General features: G+C 40.2%; 19 protein-coding genes. 7 read left to right on the top strand and 12 right to left on the bottom strand.

The features are described from left to right. Positions 1-5: 5 nt before the first annotated feature. Positions 6-1,124 carry an ATP-binding protein gene (locus N0O92_RS01305; protein WP_315612795.1) on the bottom strand — a complete coding sequence of 373 codons (1,119 nt, stop codon included), beginning with the start codon at positions 1,122-1,124 and terminating at the stop codon, positions 6-8. Between the two features lie 169 nt (positions 1,125-1,293). Here N0O92_RS01305 and sda point away from each other — a divergent pair, with 169 nt between their 5' ends. Beyond that, positions 1,294-1,452 (top strand): sporulation histidine kinase inhibitor Sda, encoded by a 159-nt coding sequence (gene sda, locus N0O92_RS01310; protein ID WP_315612796.1) that lies wholly within the window; start codon positions 1,294-1,296, stop codon positions 1,450-1,452. A gap of 72 nt (positions 1,453-1,524) precedes the next feature. Here sda and N0O92_RS01315 read toward each other — a convergent pair whose 3' ends face one another. The 3 genes from N0O92_RS01315 to N0O92_RS01325 form a co-directional block, all read right to left on the bottom strand. Then, positions 1,525-2,451 carry a DUF5667 domain-containing protein gene (locus tag N0O92_RS01315; RefSeq protein ID WP_315612797.1) on the bottom strand — a complete coding sequence of 309 codons (927 nt, stop codon included), beginning with the start codon at positions 2,449-2,451 and terminating at the stop codon, positions 1,525-1,527. 348 nt (positions 2,452-2,799) lie between these two features. Beyond that, positions 2,800-2,988 carry a hypothetical protein gene (locus N0O92_RS01320; RefSeq protein WP_315612798.1) on the bottom strand — a complete coding sequence of 63 codons (189 nt, stop codon included), beginning with the start codon at positions 2,986-2,988 and terminating at the stop codon, positions 2,800-2,802. 146 nt (positions 2,989-3,134) lie between these two features. After that, a complete protein-coding gene (locus N0O92_RS01325; RefSeq protein WP_315612799.1) occupies positions 3,135-3,920 on the bottom strand; it encodes a sugar phosphate isomerase/epimerase family protein in 786 nt (261 codons plus the stop codon). A gap of 184 nt (positions 3,921-4,104) precedes the next feature. Between N0O92_RS01325 and N0O92_RS01330 the strand changes: the two genes are divergently transcribed. Further along, a complete protein-coding gene (locus N0O92_RS01330) occupies positions 4,105-4,425 on the top strand; it encodes a YckD family protein (RefSeq protein ID WP_315612800.1) in 321 nt (106 codons plus the stop codon). Positions 4,426-4,855: 430 nt separating this feature from the next. Here N0O92_RS01330 and N0O92_RS01335 read toward each other — a convergent pair whose 3' ends face one another. The 3 genes from N0O92_RS01335 to N0O92_RS01345 all read right to left on the bottom strand — a co-directional run bounded on the left by N0O92_RS01335 (position 4,856) and on the right by N0O92_RS01345 (position 8,556). Continuing rightward, positions 4,856-4,960, bottom strand: a complete 105-nt coding sequence (locus N0O92_RS01335; protein WP_315612801.1) for an LPXTG cell wall anchor domain-containing protein — start codon at positions 4,958-4,960, stop codon at positions 4,856-4,858. Positions 4,961-4,967: 7 nt separating this feature from the next. Beyond that, positions 4,968-7,436: a carbohydrate-binding domain-containing protein gene (locus N0O92_RS01340; protein ID WP_315612802.1), complete on the bottom strand. Its 2,469-nt coding sequence runs from the start codon at positions 7,434-7,436 to the stop codon at positions 4,968-4,970. 493 nt (positions 7,437-7,929) lie between these two features. After that, positions 7,930-8,556: a hypothetical protein gene (locus N0O92_RS01345; RefSeq protein ID WP_315612803.1), complete on the bottom strand. Its 627-nt coding sequence runs from the start codon at positions 8,554-8,556 to the stop codon at positions 7,930-7,932. Positions 8,557-8,696: 140 nt separating this feature from the next. Between N0O92_RS01345 and N0O92_RS01350 the strand changes: the two genes are divergently transcribed. From N0O92_RS01350 to N0O92_RS01365, 4 genes are all read left to right on the top strand, one after another. Next, positions 8,697-8,876: an H-type small acid-soluble spore protein gene (locus N0O92_RS01350; RefSeq protein WP_315612804.1), complete on the top strand. Its 180-nt coding sequence runs from the start codon at positions 8,697-8,699 to the stop codon at positions 8,874-8,876. Positions 8,877-9,063: 187 nt separating this feature from the next. Next, positions 9,064-9,738: a hypothetical protein gene (locus tag N0O92_RS01355; protein ID WP_315612805.1), complete on the top strand. Its 675-nt coding sequence runs from the start codon at positions 9,064-9,066 to the stop codon at positions 9,736-9,738. 15 nt (positions 9,739-9,753) lie between these two features. Further along, positions 9,754-10,959, top strand: a complete 1,206-nt coding sequence (locus tag N0O92_RS01360; protein WP_315612806.1) for an efflux RND transporter periplasmic adaptor subunit — start codon at positions 9,754-9,756, stop codon at positions 10,957-10,959. A gap of 208 nt (positions 10,960-11,167) precedes the next feature. Beyond that, positions 11,168-12,433 carry an ATP-binding protein gene (locus N0O92_RS01365; protein ID WP_315612807.1) on the top strand — a complete coding sequence of 422 codons (1,266 nt, stop codon included), beginning with the start codon at positions 11,168-11,170 and terminating at the stop codon, positions 12,431-12,433. 103 nt (positions 12,434-12,536) lie between these two features. Here N0O92_RS01365 and N0O92_RS01370 read toward each other — a convergent pair whose 3' ends face one another. Then, positions 12,537-13,151: a thermonuclease family protein gene (locus tag N0O92_RS01370; RefSeq protein ID WP_315612808.1), complete on the bottom strand. Its 615-nt coding sequence runs from the start codon at positions 13,149-13,151 to the stop codon at positions 12,537-12,539. Positions 13,152-13,292: 141 nt separating this feature from the next. Here N0O92_RS01370 and N0O92_RS01375 point away from each other — a divergent pair, with 141 nt between their 5' ends. Continuing rightward, positions 13,293-14,120, top strand: a complete 828-nt coding sequence (locus N0O92_RS01375) for a mechanosensitive ion channel family protein (RefSeq protein WP_315612809.1) — start codon at positions 13,293-13,295, stop codon at positions 14,118-14,120. A 566-nt stretch (positions 14,121-14,686) separates the two neighbouring features. Here the strand turns inward: N0O92_RS01375 and N0O92_RS01380 are convergent. From N0O92_RS01380 to N0O92_RS01395, 4 genes are all read right to left on the bottom strand, one after another. After that, complete coding sequence (locus N0O92_RS01380; RefSeq protein ID WP_315612810.1) at positions 14,687-17,503, bottom strand: immunoglobulin-like domain-containing protein; 2,817 nt, start codon at positions 17,501-17,503, stop codon at positions 14,687-14,689. An 822-nt stretch (positions 17,504-18,325) separates the two neighbouring features. Beyond that, a complete protein-coding gene (locus N0O92_RS01385) occupies positions 18,326-18,481 on the bottom strand; it encodes a hypothetical protein (RefSeq protein ID WP_315612811.1) in 156 nt (51 codons plus the stop codon). Between the two features lie 9 nt (positions 18,482-18,490). After that, positions 18,491-18,655 (bottom strand): hypothetical protein, encoded by a 165-nt coding sequence (locus tag N0O92_RS01390; protein ID WP_315612812.1) that lies wholly within the window; start codon positions 18,653-18,655, stop codon positions 18,491-18,493. A 250-nt stretch (positions 18,656-18,905) separates the two neighbouring features. Then, a complete protein-coding gene (locus tag N0O92_RS01395; protein WP_315612813.1) occupies positions 18,906-19,196 on the bottom strand; it encodes a DNA-binding protein in 291 nt (96 codons plus the stop codon).

The raw sequence follows: 19,196 nt of genomic DNA on the forward strand, positions 1-19,196 counted from the left end.
CCCTTTTACGATCCCTTTCCCCCAACAAGCGGCAAACGCACCTCAAACACCGTTCCCTTTCCAACTTCACTTTCTACTTCTAGACTTCCACGATGATTGTTTTTAATGATGTTGGTTGTCACCATCATTCCGAGTCCTGTTCCACTTTCCTTCGTTGAATAAAAAGGCTGTCCCAACTTCTCTACGTGGTCTGGTGAGATCCCAGGTCCATCATCTTTCACGGTGATCGTCACTTCTTTTTGACCAGTCGTAATCGTTAAGACGATTTCACCATCACTCTCAATCGCTTCCATGGCATTTTTGATTAGATTAATAAACACTTGCTTAATTTGATGGTCCAAGCAAGAGATATAGACGGATTCACAAGATTGCCAGTTTGTCACAAGGCGGATGTTTTTCATAACCGCTTGCGGCTCCATTAACAGCACGACTTGTGAAACTAAATCCTTAATATCATGTTGCTTGAAACTAGTTTTTTGAGGCTTAGAAAACATAAGGAGCTCTTTAATAATGGTTTCTATTCGGTTGAACTCAGAATCCATAATGTCAAAATACTCTTCATTGAGCTGTTTGCTTTCTTTCATTAGCTGTACAAACCCTTTTAACGATGTAATCGGATTTCGAATTTCATGAGCAATCCCTGCAGACATTTGACCAACGACCAAAAGCTTTTCCCATTCAGCTAACATTTCCTCGGTTTTGATTTTTTCTGACATATCTCGAAATGTAATAACTGTGCCAACATGCTTACCTTGCTCTTGCATTGGCTTAATTGTGTATTCGACCGGAAAGGAGGTTCCGTCCTTTTTCCAAAAGATATCATCTTCCACGAAGAGGCTCTCACCGCTTATTAGTGCATGGTATACAGGGCAATCAGTTAACGGAACATGTTCCCCTTGTTGATTCGTATGATGAATAAGATTATGAAGATTATTCTCCTGGAAATCGCTCATGCTAAAACCAGTTAGTTCTTCTGCCGCTTTGTTCCAAAAGATAACATTCGCCTCTAAATCAATCCCATAAATCCCTTCTGCTACAGAATCTAAAATCAGTTGATTCAGACTATGTAATTTCTCTACCTCATTCTTTAATTCACTTTCAGAAATGTTTGCACTACTATTCATAGGACTGGTCTCTTTTCGTTTAATATAGTGGAGATAATAAGAATAACATTTCGCTCTGTCTTCTCTATTATAAAATCAACTAACTTATCTATGTGAATATGTTTATTATTCTATCAAACGTGGTAATGATATTCTATAGCGCGAATCCATCAATGAGGGGGTTTTCCACATGCAAGATACAACCAATCACAAAGGTCTAGGTCTAGCTACACTGGATATAGAACTACTTCATGAGGCTTATAAAAAGGCGAATAAACTCCAACTAGATCAAGACTTTATCGAGCTACTCAAAGAAGAAATTTCTCAAAGAGAAAAGGCGAACAAGTAAAACTTCATATAAAAGAAGAAGAGCTAGAGATGTTCATTTCATCTCTAGCTCTCTTTTTCAGCAAAAATCAGCTTATTGATTCTTTTTATCTGCTGCTTGATTCGCTCGTTCATTTCTTTTCTCTTCTGCTTTTGCTGCTTTTTCATTTTTCTTTTCAGCAGCTTTGGCCGCTTTCTCGGACTGTTTTTCTCCCGCGGCATTTCCCTTGTTATTCCGTTTCTCTGCTGCTACCGCTAATCCTGGTGCATGTGCGTTTCCTGGTTGATCCAAAGTGGCAACCTCAACCTCACTTGCCGTTTTTGCATTCATTTTTTCGATTTTAGCAAGCTGCTTGTTTACGTCCTTTTCCATTCTTTCCTGTGCTTTTACGACGTTTTTCGCTAGCGCTTCTTTCGCTTGCGGATTTTGCACCTTATTTAAGGCTGTTTGTAATGCAAGCAAATTAGAAGAAAATCGTAATTCAAGAGACCCAGAGTTAGAAGTAAGAACGTCCTCGACCTTTACTTCTACAAGTGTTTCTCCGTCCTCTTCTTCCCCTTTTACAACAGCTATATCTTCTGCTGTTGTTCGCTCATACGGATCAAAAGCTGATTCTTGCAATTCGAGAGCAGCAAGAAGAATCTCCTTCGCCGCCTCTTCCTCACCACGAATAAAGAGAGCTGTCGCTTCTTTTATCCGCTCCTCTACGAAACTCGTTCGTAGCTCAGCCTCTTTCATATCATCAAATGTAAAAGCTAATTTCACATTCTCTTGAATTTGTTTTAAAAAGTAGAAAAAGTCACCAGGAAGAAGCGACGGTGTTGCACTTTCTTCATCTAAAAGTAGCGCTGCTCCTTCTTCGACTAGTGTAGCTACTGATAATTCCTCCGTTACCACAACCTCTTCTACAACAACGTACGGCTCTGCTGCTACAGGTGTTGCACTAAGTATTGTCATAACAAAAAGTGCCAACGCACCGATAATGAATCTATTTTGAATGTTCCGACCAAATGTCAACATAACAATCCTCTCCTACAACCTTGGTAATCACAACTTCTCAAATTATACAGACGGATCCATTGCTTTTCTAGAGTCTTTAGTTGTAACTTCAACTAGGTCAAACAAAACAAAAAGCCCTAAACATCGTTTAGAGCTGACTACATAAAAACATGTCTACATTACACTTTACCCGAGGTATTCTGCATCACCTTTGTCAACACTTCCCTTTCTGCCACTTTCAACTTCCGATTAAGCTTCTGTTCAAAATAGAGGACTAGGTTTTCAAGTTGGAATTTAGTTAGCATTCGCTTCACCTCAAAGTAAGCATAACAGGTATCGATCTGCCATTCACTAAGGATGGAACATTATTTACATAAGCTTTAGGTGATTCGACATAATTAGACAACTTGCCACACACCCAATTAAAGCACCTAACCGAACAACTTGAAATAAACTATTGCAAGCAGAAAAGAGGTGATCACATGTTTCCTTGGCTTCAAGAAATGGGTCTCCATCATCACAACAACCCAAGCCACCATCATCACGGGTATCACCCATGGCATCCTTGGTATCCTCCTCATTATTGGCATCCCACTTCATGGACTCCGTGGAACCCTTGGCACCCAAGACCCCCTCGTCGTCCTTGGTGGTAGCACATAAAAGACCGAGAGCTTGTTTCGCCTCGGTCTTTCGGTTTTATAAAATCACTTGAATGAGCGTAAATACTCCAAACTCACCTTTGCACTTTCTAGCGACGGACGATCAAAATGCTCTTGCTCCACAAAAGTATAGTGAACACCCACATTAGCTAGCATGGCAAACAAAGGGCGATAATCTATTACCCCTTTTCCTAACTCCGTTGAATTCCCGGAGTGATCCATATCTTTCATATGAATAAGCGGCACATGTCCTTTGTATTTCATTATAGTGGCGACCAGATCAAAGCCTGCTTTGTAAACCCAAAACAAGTCTAGCTCCAACTGCAATACATCAGTCCCTACATCAAGAAGCAGTTGATCTAAAATGAGCGTACCGTTCGGAAGTCGTTCAAACTCATGATCATGATTGTGATACACCAATTGCATTTGGTGCTCCTTCACTTTTTCACCGATTACTCTGAGTGAGTTCACCACTTTTTCATATTCGTCCCGATTGAAAAACACTTCTTTTTCAATCATCGGTATAACTAGATAATGGATTCCTACTGTTTTGGCATACTCAATCTCGCCTTCCAAATTCCCTTCTAACTTTTCTAATGACACATGAGAAGCAGGCGCCTTAAAACCGAGCCGCTGCAGGTAACTATGCATTTTCAAAGCGGGAATTCCGTCATAGCCAGCAAACTCCACTGTTCGGTACCCCATATCTGATAACACCTTTAAAGTAGACAAGGCACGATCCCCAAACTCATCTCTCACAGAATACAACTGAATACCAGGTAAATATGTATCTTCATTACATTTCTCGTCCTTATTGTTCAACAACTTCATACGCATCAGTCCTTATAGAGGATTTGCCACATTATAAAGTTTATAAACTTCGAGCCCCGATAGAACTCTTACATCAAGATATAAAAGACAAGAGTAATAAAAATATGTGTTCTGTCTGAAAAGAGGATAATTTTAGCTTAATGACAAACGATAGGCTTACATACATAAAAAGGAGTTGGTAAAAGTGAGAAAAATCGTAGCTGGTTTAGTAGTAGCAACGGTTCTTTCTGTCGGGTTCATGCCAGGAGCGATCAGCGCTGAAGTGGCCGCTGATATCCAATTAACGGAAGAACAAAAAACAGAAATGGCCGCTCTACAAAAAGAAGTGTTCGCGAAGAAAAAAGAGGTTATTAACAAGTACGTGGAGTACGGGGTATTCACAGAAGAAAAAGGACAAAAAATCATTGCACACATGGACAAGTATTACAACAAGCTTGAACAAGACGGCTTTATTCCAAAATGGGATAAAAAGCATCATAAACATCACCAGGATAAAGAAGAGTAAGGAAGTTGAGAGTTGGAGCCAACACGAAGGGGTGTTGGCTTTTTTGTGCGGTGGCCAGGCGCAGGCGCCGCATAAAACAGCTTTTTCACGCAAATATCTTCATTATGCCGCAGATCTATTTTTTCAGGCGCATAAAACCACTAGTCCGCCGCATATCGGTCCAATCTGCCGCATAATCCAACTCGAAACGCATAAGTTTCCGGATTCGCCGCATAACTACCTCGATTTGCCGCAAACGATGCCAAATTTGCCGCATAAATTTTCTAAGAGAATACATAAAAGTAAAGATAGCTCCTATATAGGCGGATCCGACGCTACGTCTCTATCTAAACCTGCCCCAAATGGACGTTTTTTCACCAGTTAGTAAGTTTTCCAACAAAAAAACAAGGGAGCTGCACACTCACAGCTCCCTCATCCCTCTAAAAATCAATTAAACCACTCTTCTTTTTCCAACAAAAACCATTCCTACACCTGCTGCCAGTAACAATGCTCCGACTAATAAGAAGTTGAACCCATTTGTTGCTGTGTTCGGCAAGCTTGTCCTACTTCTTCGCCTTCTCCTTTTCATCTTTCGCGCTTTCTCCCTTAGCTGGTGTAGAAGCTTTCTTATCTTTTACCTTATCTTTTACCTTATCTTTCACCTTATCTTTTTTGTCTTGCCCATTGCCTTTTTTCTTACCAGGCGCAGGCGCACTATCTTCCTCTTCCAGTGCTTCTTCCTCATCAAAATTCGTAAATCTCACATTATCCAAATACATTCTACCAGCAAAGTCACTTTGACCATCAGCAATGATAAATTCCATATCACGTAATACTGTGTCTGACGCAATAGCTGGAGAAATCTTATTCATATCAAACACTACTTCAAAATGGTACAATCCATCAGCAGTTTGAGTCGCTTCCTCTAATGACGGGAGGTCAATTTCAAATACTTCACTAGATTGAGCCCAGAATCCATGAGCTGGTGGCGCCATTGCAAAGTTTATTCGAATAGAACCTTCTGTTGCACGAATCGGGTCGATATACAGATCATACGCAAGGTAATTGAACTCACCACGAGTCGCTTCAATTCCACCTAACATAATACGCGGAGCCGATGCCCAGTTATCCGATGGCTTTACTTCTGGATACGCATACTCCCATGTTAATGCATTTGACCCATTTGCTTCTTGAATCGTTAATTCTGTCTTTACTCCTGATCCACCATGCCATGTCCATCCTTGACGAGTTCCATCTTCGAAATCAGATGGCAAAGTTGGTGTTCCCAAGTCAGCGTGAACGATTGGAGCTTCAACAGCTGCGCGGTTTCCAGATACAGCAATATTATCTAATTGAATGACATCTGCATCTTCTGTGCCAATGAAGAAAATAATGTTCGACATCACACTATCATCCGCATCTGTTGCAATTGCCTCTAAAGCAGGAGATGCTTCTCTTGAAATTGATACGATTGCTTTGTAAAGATCACTTCCACCTTGAAGCTCAAATTGATCAGGTGTAACAATCACAGCGTGGCGCGGATTGATCCATCCATGATTTGCACTTTGAGGAATAGCTGCAATGGAAATCGTTGTTGGCTCTGAAACAAGTACGTCCATTGTGATTTCTTCTGCACCAAAGATATCTGGGCGTGCTGTTGTCTCATTCGCTGAAAGGCGAAGATTTGCCCAATAATTCCCCTCTGATAAATCGTTGCTCGCATGTAATCCAGAGAGCTGTAATGTGTTGTTTTCATTTGTAACCGAAATTTCTTGAACCGGACTATCTGCATTTACACCAAAACCTTGAGTCGTCCCGTCATTGAAATCCCAAATGATTTCATTAAATCCTTCGCTTGCTGTACGGTCAATTGGCTCATATGGAATTCCTAAAATACGTGAACGAACATATTCACCAGAAACACTTAACTCTTCCATTGACCATACTTGATCGTCGCCTGGGTCAAGATTCGTTGCATCTGATTTACCTAATTGAAACGGCGTAAACGCACCAGATGTTTCATTTTTGTTCGTTAATGACCAGTTGGCCCAGCTTACATTGTTTTCGTTTAAAAAGTTTAACCATACATTCGCTTCATCAAGGTATGGCCCGTTGTTTCCATCTGCTTGGCTCGTTCCCCACTCTGTCGCAAAAATTGCAACGCCATTTTCAAGGGCATAACGAGCATTGCTCATTACGTTTGAACGATCCGAACTCGGAGTTCCTTCTGGATAGCTCTCAGCTGCAGCAGCATGAGTTCCTGTATAGAAGTGAACAGCATACATAGTATGGTGGTCATCAATCGGATTATCTGCTGCTAAGTCTGGACGTTGACTCCAGTTTGGACTACCAACAAGGATGATGTTGTCATCCGCATTTCCACTTTCACGAAGCATATCAACAAGTGGCTGCGCATATTCTTTTACCGCTTCCCAACCTGCTTCATCATTGGTAATCCCAGGACCACCATTGCTGTTGCTGCTTGGCTCGTTAGCAAGCTCATAAATGATATGAGGATTGTTCGGGTATTTTGCTGCGATTGTTTCGAAAAATTCAGCTGCTCCTGAATAGATCTCTGCTCTCGGGTCACCCGGGGCGTGAACGTGCCAGTCTACAATCACATACATATCATGTTCAATAGCTAAATCAATACCTTTGTACACTTTTTCAATTAAGTCTGGGTTGGTTGCATATCCATTTTCCCCAACATATAAAGCAAGACGAATCATGTTTGATCCCCAGTCGTTTGATAAAGCAGCAAATGCATTGTCATTGACAATCTCTCCAAACCATTGAAGACCGTGCGTACTCATCCCGCGCAATTGAACTGGATTCCCAAACTGATCTGCTAATGTCATTTGACCGTTATGTTCAACCAGTTGCAAAGCACCAGCTACTGATGGCTTTACAGCCGGATCTAAGATCAAGTGATCAAAATCAGATTCCATCGCACTTACAGTTGCCGGAAGTAACGATGCTAATAGAATAAAGACCATGAAAATTGAGACGATGCGATTTTTACTTAATTTCACTGATTTCACCCTCCTAAAATATACCTTTTGGAAAATATATCGAAAGCGCTTTCGGAAACGAATAAAGAAAAACTCACTTGCCCACTATCTATTAGATCCGATTCCCCTTCCCCTTTCTCTTCACTTGATATAAGCGTTATATACCTCTACATACACTAATTAAACGCTTACATCAAAGCGCTAAATAAAAGTAAAAGAATATATTTTTCTTTTACAATTTATTCACATTGTATCACGTTATCAGAAAATTACTAGATTTTTTTATTAATTTCCTTAAATTTATATAAACCGCTTTATATAATTTATTTGTTTCAATCAATAAAGTAAATAACTTACCTTTCTATTATCCTTTAAGCAAAGGAAATACACCCTATAAAATAACCTTTCAAAAAATAAGCAACACTCCAACCTCACAAAAAGCGCTTTCGATCATCATCAACATTGCACCCAATTTAAAGAAGCCAAGTTCTAATCAGAACTTGGCTTTTCTTTTCTAAAATCTATTCACAATACGAACGGTTTGATGCTCAGCAAGCTTTTGAGCTTGACGCTCGATTTCGCCTTCTTTTGCATCCGATGTTCCTTCTGCTACTCTAATCTCGATGACACTTCCACTGACACGTGCTTCTCTGACACCATCAATGTTTTCAATTTGATCAAGTGTACGTTGAACCGTCACTTGATTGGCTTGCACATTGTTTGGTCCTGCGATCGGATCATGATCGGTTAGCAAGTTTCGTTGACCAGCATCATACGTTCCACCATTGTCGCGAGGCGTCCCGTGTGCTCTTTGTCTATCTCCATCAACGCCAAAAAATCCACCAGCTCGACCTTGTCCGAAGTCTGTGCCGAACCCTCGAGGTCGCTCATGTCCAACTTCTACCTCACCAGGTACGTGACCTTGACCTTGGTTACGGAAAAATCCGCCATCATGGTCAACTTGACCTCCTAAATCATTACGAGCACCGATTCCCGGTTGTTGGCGATCCGCTCCTATTCCCAAAGCACCTGTACGATGCTGATTTGCTCCCATATCTGTTGCTTGGTTATCTGCCCCACAGCCTGCTAATCCACCTAAAAGCATCAAGGCTGTTGCGACTGACAATGTGATTTTTTTCATACCTTTATTCCCCCTCTATTCTTAAAATGGCTAGAATAGAGGAAAATTACACTGTTAGTTCTTGGTTGTCCAAAACGAATAAGCTGCGAATGTTATGGGAAACGTAGAAATGACCATACATATAAAGGCAGGTGCTACAAATGGACGCAAAACGCGCGCAAGAAATTTCATCAGCAGCAGACATGAAGACCGTTCTTCATAATGGAACTCAAGTTTATATTGAGCATGTGGATCAAGGAACAGGTCAGGCTACGATTCATCCCCTTGATAATCCTAACAGCAAGCAAAGTGTTTCTGTGACAGAGTTATCTGAAGGGTAAAAATTGCGTTATCTCCAAAGAAAACAGTCCCCTTTGCCAAAGGGGACCCTCTTATAATCTTCCCAAATGAAAGCCCGTCTTTTCCACAAAAGAGATTTTGTTAATTCTCTCTCGAATGATGACGATCACTACAAAAAAATGTAAAATAAAGTAGATTGATTCATTTCGACTCACATGGGGGATAACAATGAAGTATCATTTAGAACTTGTAAGGAGTTTGGTGGAACCTGACAGAAAGGTTGACCAGTTAACGATAGCTGAAGAGATCCCTCTTTCCTTATGGAAAGTAGCTTGTATTCTCTTCTTGAGTCTACTAATCTCCATTATTCATGCTTACTACGGCTTACACACTTTTGGAATTACACACTTATTAACAAACTATACAGAAAGTCAGTTTGAATTAGCTAAACTTATGATTGGTCTTGGTGGTGTAGTAGATGCTATTTTTTCTCCCCTAACCTATTTGTTGTTCACAAGTATTTGGTTTTGGGTGTTCCTTGATCATACGCATTACCGCCAAACCTTTGTTATATCTACGATTAGTATTTTTATTCTCACTCTCGGTAAAGTCGCATTGTTGCCTTTTGAATTATGGCTCGGCGTTCAATCCGCTACGTCCCCTTTTTCTTTAGGTATTCTTGCACACTTATTTACAACCAATGAATACTATATTCACTTTTTTGGTCACATCTCATTGTTTCTACTATGGACGATAGCCTTTCAGATTTATGCTTTCTCAAAAATCGCCTTTACGAAAAAGTCGTTTATCATTCTGCTCGCTATTTTAGTCCATATTATCATGATTCTTGCTTCTATTTTTTTAGTTTTTCTATCAAACTTTCTTAGTATTGAAATGTTGTAAAGGTGGTAACCACTAGTGAATAAATGGAAAATTTATGTCATCGCTTTTGCTTCTATATCATTAATAACGGTTAATCTTTATCTCATTATGGAAAATAAAAACAAGATTCCACGTACACAACTGGTTGCCCTCCTTTCACCAATGGAACAGGATCTTATCGAATCTTTAGAGAAACCCGGGGTCATTTTATCTACGAATGAAGAACCTATTTACTTTGACGAAAAAATAGGCTCCATGGGATCTCTCTATGTAGAAAAAGGACAAGAAGTTCAATTTGGAGATCTTTTATTTACCTATGAAAACATTGAGATGGAAACGACCATACAACAATTGAACTCACAGATCGATCAACTAGATTTAAAAATCTCTCAGTTAGAAGAAGAAATCCGGACCATTGTATCGATCCAAAACCAGCTTTATCAACATAATGTTTCGGAAGAAGTGGGCGTAACAGCTTTTCAAAACCAACAAATAGATCAATATCAAGTTCAAATTTTACAAAAACAGCACGAAATCGAAGCTTTGGATTTCGAGAAAGAAAGGTACCAGGATTCCCTATTTGCTATAGAGAATCAACAAGAGGAATTAGAGGTGACAAGCCCCGTTTCTGGTATCATTAAAGAAATAAACGCACTATCAAACGGGGCATTGATGACGATTGTCTCCGACTCCTTGAGAGCTCAAGGGGAGCTAACTCAATTAGAATCACAGAACATTACTGAAGGGTTGAAAGTGAAAATCTCTGCGCCGAATCAACAGCCGATTGAAGGCAGTCTAACTCGCATTTCCAACCTTCCTACCAAGGAACCGGCACTTGATCAAGAAGCTACCTACCCTTTTTATGTAGATTGGGACTTCCAACAAGAGGAGTTTAAAGTGGGATACCATGTGAATCTATCTATTATTGAAAATGAAATTCACAGTGCACTCACTATTCCTCAATCGGGCATCCTTACAGATGAGGAAGGTCCATATGTACTAGTAATTGAAGAAGGCTATATCGTAAAACGGGAGATTGAATTGGGAATCTCTCAAAATGACGATCAACATGTAACAAGCGGGGTATTATTCCGAGATATGCTAGTGGCAAACCCTTCAGGCAAGGCGGACAACCACCCATTTGTAACGAAGCTACAGATACAAGAAATCGACGAAACAGCCCGATTAGCTTTTAGGAGCAAAACACTATTAACCCTGATGTTGCAGGGATTTGTTCAATAGTGTCGTCTGTCGTGCAAAATACCTTTCGGATCACTAAGACCAAATCTCTTTAGTCAAGAGGTTTGTTTTTTTCCTCCATTGGTTAAAACGGTTACTTTAGAAGAACTTAGGACTATTTAATATTGCCTTTTTGTGGTATCTTTCAGCTATACAGTCAATTTTACTAGTTCAATCAGATCATACTTTGGTAAGGGGAAGAGGGACGACCATGTTTGAGATCATCAAAAATCTTATTTTTCAATTTTATTTGGTTTTAGTTGTGCCTCTTCTTTACCGAACGTTTTGGAAAGATGCTTTTTTTCATCCTAGTAAGAAATATAAAAAGTATGTTTTTAGTTTCTTCAATTCCATAACCGTTATGTTGTGTATTATGTTTTCTATTCCTGTTCTTGAAGGGCACTATTTTGATTTAAGGGTTATTCCACTAGTATTTACCATTCTTTATACTGATTTCATTCCTAGTTTCATTGTCATGATCATCTTACTCCTCACTCGTTTTTTTGTAGGCGGGGACGGGTTCATTGTCGCTATTTTCATCACTCTTTTCACTTTTTCTTTAACGTATCTATTAAAAAATCGTTTTATGGTTTCTCCTTTAATCAAAAAGTTACAAATAGCAACAGGGTTAGTGTTGATGTACTCACTTTTGAAAGTGTTCATCACGAATTTCCTCCTTCAAGAGAGAGTCGAACAAGTAATCTCTATTTTCTTTATTTTAACGTACATTGTAATAGTAGCCGTCTCTATTTACATTATTATCTTTTCCATAGAGTCAATTGTTGAAAAAGAAAAACAAACATTAAACAAGATAAAAAATGAAAAGAAACAAGTAGTGAGTCAACTTGCAGCCTCTGTTGCACATGAAGTTTTTAGCCCACTCACTACCATTAAAGGCTTTGTCCAGCACTCTTATAAAAGTTTGAAACAAAGCAATCCCAAAGAGGCCTTCTATTTAGAGATGGCTTTAAAAGAAACGGACCGAGCCGAAACCATTATCAAAGACTATTTAACTTTGGCCAATCCGATTATTGATTTGGAAGAGACCATCAACATCAAACATGAAATCGATCACATTAAAGATGAAATAAACAACTACGCATCCGAAAATCAAATTGTAATCGAATACTCAGTCGCCAAAAACTTATTAATCAAGGGAAATCACGAAAAGTTCAGATTAACCGTAAAGAAAATACTTCACAACGCAATTGAAGCTTCTCCCGCGTTTTCTGTAGTAGAGTGTCACGCCTATCAAGTAAAAAATGAAGTCATCATTCACATCAATGACCGGGGGATAGGGATGACACCTGACGAAATCGAGCTTTTAGGCCTCCCCTTTTACACACTAAAAGAGAAAGGAACGGGTCTAAGTTTAATGATTTGTTACAAAATTATTGACCTCATGAGCGGTGAAATTACCATTACAAGTCAAAAAGATGAAGGGACCAAGGTGACAATTACATTCCCTGCACAATAAGAAAGAACCTCTTGGTTGGCTTGAACCAAGAGGTTCTTTCCGTTTCCCAACATCATTTCCCAGTAAATAAATCGGTTATTACTTCTTTTTTACGATAGACGAATTACTCCACCACACTCATATCAAACCCTCGCTCCGTTACATATCCTTCAATCGAGTGAACGTTCAATCCTTCCGCTTTCGCTGCTTCTTCTGCCATGAAATAATTATCAACATAACGATAATCATCATATAAATAAGCAACCCTTGCCAATCCCTCACGCAAAAGCGCCTCCTGCACATTTACTCCATCAACGGTAAAAATATGCCCAAGCAACCGGTCATATCGATCAAAGTCAGCATTCTCATCAATTTCAATGACAACAAGTCCACGATCGAGGAGTTCTTTTACAAGCTCCGTGCTTTCTCTTCCGTACAACTGCTTTACAGTTGTATCTTCTGGTGTATCAACAGCTAAAAACCGTACTCTAACTGAACTTGTATCAAGCTCTTCTAACTCCCCCACCAAACGAGGATCTGTAACATAATCCACGTTCAAATCCGTAATCCGAATCGTATCACCATCCACGACATTCTCCACACTGGCAAGGATCCAGTCGCTATCAAGAAAAGGCGCATCCTCCGCAATCAGATCAAGAGGCGGGGCCTGATTTTCAGCTGGTGAACAAGCGGATAAACCTATTACGAAAATGATTAGCATCCATTTGTATCTAAACATTACTTAAACTCCTTACTTCTTTTGTTCTAACTCCCTTTCTTAATTTACTAGAAACCATCGTTCGTCTCAAATTTTTTATAGTCAATGTCTCATTTCCACATACATATAAATGAAGAACCACTGTAATAAAGGGGGATATGCATGTTCTCACCAAGTGACGGCTTTCTTTACATCGGAGAAATGCTCATTGTTGCTGTTACTCTTGCTTTGCTTGTTTTCATACTAACTAAAGGCTTGCGTTGGTTTTTTCAAAAATTTGATGTGACAAACGAGGAGAAAGAGGTAACCGTCGAACAATTTTTGAGGTCTTTAATCCGTTATGTAGCGATCGTTGCCTTTCTCGTTTACATAGTCCAACCATACGTAGACTTAACAAGAATCTTAATGGGGGCAGGAATTGTCGGCATTGTACTAATGGCTACATTGCAAAATTTCATCAAAGATGCCTTTTACGGCTTTATCCGCTTATACGAAAAACAGTTTGTCGTAGGCGACTTTGTGATTGTTAACAGCACACATTATGGAACGATTGCGGAAGTACGACTTCGCTACATCACGATACGAGAGTGGTCAGGAAGACACACGATGTTGTCTCATAGCAACGTACAAGAAATTCAAAACTACAGCCGCAACGAGCTAAAAGTGATTGAGCACCTGACCATTCGTTACGATCAAGACCCGGATACAGCAAAACAAGTCATTGAAACAGTTTGTAACAATATGAACCAGACCTATTCTGATTGGCTCCAAACAGGCGAGTACCATGAACCTGTTCAACCCTTTCAATTTTTCGGCCTCACATCATTACAACCAGAATATGTGGGCGGCTTTCAGTTAACCATCATTGGCTGTGTTAGGAAAGAACATTACATAGAAGCGCACAACGAACTTAGATACCGCTTAGCCAAGGCAAGTTATGAGGAGAAGCTTAGGTTAGCTGAACCTCTGAAGCATGCTGCCGCGACGTAGACATTGGATCGCGTAGGGCGAGGGCGCATATAGGAAGAATTCGCCGCACAAATTAAGGATTGGACGCATAACCATTATGCTTGCCGCATACCCTCTCGTACCTGCCGCATATATTGGATTTTAAACGCAAATGTTAGCGCGAGCCGCATAAGAGTGCGAATTTCCCGCATACACCTTTCATTTAGCCGCAAACGAAGCCGAATTTCCCGCATAAAAGTTGGAAATTGCCGCATATATTTTCTTTTCCTCGTCCACAACAAAAAGCTGAGCCCCCATCGAGGAGCTCAGCTTGCTTCATCTATTTATTTTTTCGCAAAAAGTACCTTCATTGTAAGAGCTATCATCATGAAAAATCCCGGATTTTTAAGTGCTGTACTTGTCATATGAATCCCTCCTGAATTTGTTTTCTCTTTTATTTGTTTTAATCATAACAGGGAACCAAAAGGCTGTAAGGAGATTTGTCAGATAACTTATCATAAAATATGTATTTTAAATACTTCTTTTGAAATCAAAAAAGATAGGTCATGAGAGTTCCCCCCTCACATGACCTATCTTCTACACCTCGGTTAGTTCTTTCCAGCTTTCTCTTTCTTCTCCTCTTGCTTAGATGCTTTTTTCGCTAACTTCTCTGCTTCTTTTTCCGCTTGCTTCTGCTCCTTCTTCGTCAATTCTTCCTCAGTAAACAATCCTGCGTTACCAGTAATAAAAATGTCATCAATCCGACTCGTTCCGCCTGAACCTACTGTCCCACCGTTTATCGCAACATTAGACGTGTTAATCCATCTTATATAGACTGTTTCTTGGTTCCAAACTTGTTCTGGCAATGCTAGTTGATCGGTTACCCCTGAAGTCCAGTTGTTACCAACAACAACCTCACTATCAGCTATACTCAACCAACTTTCTCCGTCCAAGCTATACTCCAATGTAAAGTCTCTCGGGCCTGTATTCGATCCAAATTGCCTTGATGATACCGTTATATTTTTATAACCGAGAGTAGAAATGTCTACTAACCAATATCCATTTCCAGAGTCCCATCCATTTGAATTGACCGCTCTCGATCCACTCCCGTAACCAGCGACATATCCCGTAATAGTAGAACCGACTGTGGAAATCTCACTACCGCTATTCTCCTCAATTCCGCCTGTTGCTACCTGACTTTCTTCATCAAAATTCCAGCTTACAAGCTCAACGATCGCAGGCTTAACCATAAGAACAAACTCTTTTTCCTCCACAAAACTTCCTTTTTCAAGAGTGGCAGTCAAGGTAACCGTCACATCTTCATATTGTGGATTGGTGACCGTGCCATCAGGTGATAGGACAGCTGGATCACTTGATGTCCACGTAATCGAAGAACCATATAAACCTGTCGTTATAAGGGTAACATCTCGGGTCACACTTGTTGCTGAATCCGCTCCCTGGAACCCCACTCCTAAAGCATTTTTATCCATATCAATCGCTTCTTGATCCGTCATCTCAAACGGCGTATAACCTAACGCTTCCGCTTGCTCTCTCGTAAAAAAGACACGATACTCTGGCTCGATCATCGCATAATGATCAGGTGCCACGTATTGCTTCGTCTTAAAATTTCCTACATACCGAGACAAGCCATCATCGCCACGTTCTCTTGCACGGAAGACAAATGGCATTTCAAGTAAAGGATTAACCGGATCGTAAATTCCAAGCTGATTTTCTCTTGCATACTTTGCAGCCTTAGCGTATTCTGCTACTTTTTCATCTTCAAATGGATAAATAAAATAGGTTGAGGCAAATCCGTCTCTTACCATTTCCAAGTTCGTATTCACACCATCTGTCGTATACACTTCTGCAAGCAAACGACCATAGGCATCTAACGGCTCTTCTCCCAAACGCAAAATGACCGTATCCCCATCACTAAGCATCGTTTGCATATGAGCAGTTGCAAGATCACCATGTCGCTTCTGATTTTCATCTAAATCGTTGTGAACAGTATGATACGTTTCAGGTGTATCCATGTTCAAGAAACGTACATTCGTCGCACCTAAAATCGGCGTTTGTAATCGAATCGTATCGCCATCTGTTACATGCGCGACGACTGCTTCATACTGACGATCAAGCGTGGTCGGCGCTGGTTTTTGCTCCGCTAGTTTCTGAAAATCGTCGTTGCGTCTAGGCAGCACTTGATAACTTGAATTAAATTGACTAGAAATCGCCGTCACTTCATACCACGTCTGTTCTTCAATTTGAGAAAGATCAATGCCCGTGCTTTCCCAAATGCGAATGTCCACCGCATCAAAGTCATCATTAATAATCCAAATCGACACGCCGCCGTTATAATAATCATTCACATTACGAATGAACCCTTCAAAACGAACAAGCTCTCCTTCGTATGACTCGGCTGCATTTGCATCCATATACGTTGATAAATCAACCTCTTTTACAACCACCTCTTGATCCGTATCAAGAACCTCTACTTCTGATACTTCTAGTTGTGTCACTCGATTAAATTCACCAACAACGCCTGTTACTTGAACGAGGTCCCCCTCTTTTACCGCTGGGAACTGGGATTCATTAAAGTTAAAAAGTTGAATTCCAGCGTCTCCATCTTGAATGTAAAGAGAAAATCGGCCGTTTTGCAGTAAGCCTTGATCAATATTGGCAACCCCTTGAATCGTAACTTCTTGCCCCATTTTTGTACGAGCTTCTGAGATTGAGATGAACTCAGGTTCTTCCGGTTCACCAGGATCTACTGGCTCTACAGGCTCACTTGGCGGAGCTTGTCCATCGAGCGGAACGCCTTGGATGATGATATCATCGATGCGGTTGGTGCCGGCGTTACCAACAGTTCCACCATTTATAGAAACATCAGATGTATTCAGCCATCTGACAAATACCGATGGTTGGTCATCTGCTTCTTCCGGAATAACAACATCCTCTAATCGAGCGGAGGTCCAGTTATTCCCAACTGTCAAATTCGTACCTGGGATCGTTGTCCATGTTTCTCCATCTAGACTATACTCTACTGTATAATCTCTTGGACCTGTATTGGATCCAAAATGCTTAGAAGATAAACGAATTTCTTCATACCCCTCTGTTGTAAACTCCGCTAACCAGTAACTTTCATCTAAGGTATGCCAGTTGTTGGCGTTAATAGCTCGCGAGTTCGTTCCATACCCAGCTACATAACCCGTTACAGCAGCACCAACAATCGAAACCTCTCTCTCCCTATTTCCTTCAATTCCTTCAGATGCTAGAGGACTTTCATCATCAAAGTTCCACTCTACAAGAGTTACAGCCTCACCTTCTGCCGCTATGTTCAGCGGCGCAAACGTCATGAACTGTGAAACAACTAAAATAATAGCCAAAAACTTCGGCCATACTCTTCTTCTCGAACATTGATTTCTCATATTTCCCTCCTACTATTTTCATAATTATCTACCAAATCAAATTATAAATTAGTTTTATAAACGAAAGATTAGCGTTTCATGATTAGTTTGTTAAGTATGTTTACAGGGTGTAAAAGTCGCCCGAAATCATGTCTCAAGTAACAGGTCATAAGGTCCGTTCCTGCCTGATCGTGAGCTCCACCGCATATACGAGTTTCGAAGCTCATAAATCGGTATTCTGCCGCATAAAGTCCTTCTCGCGCCGCATATATAGCCAATCAACCGCAAATGTTAGCGGGATCCGCATAAGTTAGTGAATTCGCCGCATAAAGTCTTCAATTTGCCGCATACAAAGTCGATTTAGCCGCATAATATTTCCGATTTGCCGCATATATTTTTCCAGACCTATATTTCGGCCCATTTTTAGGTATAGAGCTAGTCTCATCTTTTAAAAATGAGGCTATTTTCATAGAAATCAGGTAAAATTTCATAATAATAGCTAGATTTCGCTAAACATTGCACTCAAATAACCAAAATAAAAGCTGAGCCCCCGTATCAGGAACCCAGCTTACGTCACTAAACCAAATACTATTATCTATTAAAAAACACCTTAACCGTAAGAGCCATCAATGTGAAAAATCCTGGATTTCTAAGTGCTGAGCTTGTCATATGAATCCCTCCTGAATTTGTTTCTCTCTTTTATTTGTTTTAATCATACCAGGCGCTCAAACAACTGTAAGTAAAGTTGTCAGAAAATTTGACAGTAAATATGTATTTGAAATACATGTTTAAAAACTAAAAAAGAATAGGTCCCCATGATTTCTCCTGGAGACCTATTCTTCTTTACTCCAACGGCTCTGGCAAGAACCCCTTCATTAATGCATTGGAAATATGCAATGCTTCCGCCCTAGTTGCTGCAGGAGCTGCAATCATCCACCCTTGTTCGCCGTCCCAAACGGTTCCATTTTCTATCTGTTGATCATAAAGGGCAACAGTCACTTGCTCAAATCATTCATCCACAAATAGGATTCCGACTGTCTTCAAACCAGTGTATCGATGGTCTTCGAATTCCCAAAACTGAATGAATCCACCGTCCCAAATAGTATTAAACTTGAGTTCTAAATCATCCTGATCTGATTTAGACGACGGATACTCTTCCCCATCGATTATCATTCTTCCGCGAAATTCTCTTTCACCGAGAAAGCTATTTGAATTTTTCCATCGAATTGCATTACCACTTTTTCTTCTATATCGGCACTGTCACTTCCTAATTGATAGCGTAAGCCCTCAACCGATAAACTTATCTGTTTAGGCAAGCTATACCAAATGCCAAATAGAGTGGTGATCACTACTAAAAATGATTCCCGTTAGATAGAGTTTCCGTCTCACTTTACTCCTCCACTCATAATAGGAAAGGACACAGTTAGCCTCCTATTTTCATCAACCATTCTCGCAACTTCGCCTTCGGATAGTACACTTTGTTATTAAGCACAAGATGAGGGATACTTGGATGTTCTTCAATTAGCTTTTTGGCATCCTCTTTCGTCACTCCGATAAAATGATGAACATCATTTTCTATAATAAGCTCATGTTCATCGCTATCATCTAACGTTTCTAGTAAATTTTTCGCACTAGGATTTTGAAAATTTTTCAATCCATCTGAAATGAAATAACCCGCGGCTGCAATACCAATCGCCAGCCAGATAAATTCCAT

The organism is Alkalihalobacillus sp. MEB130 (genome assembly GCF_032335535.1).
Classification (GTDB): Bacteria; Bacillota; Bacilli; order Bacillales; family Bacillaceae_D; genus Halalkalibacter.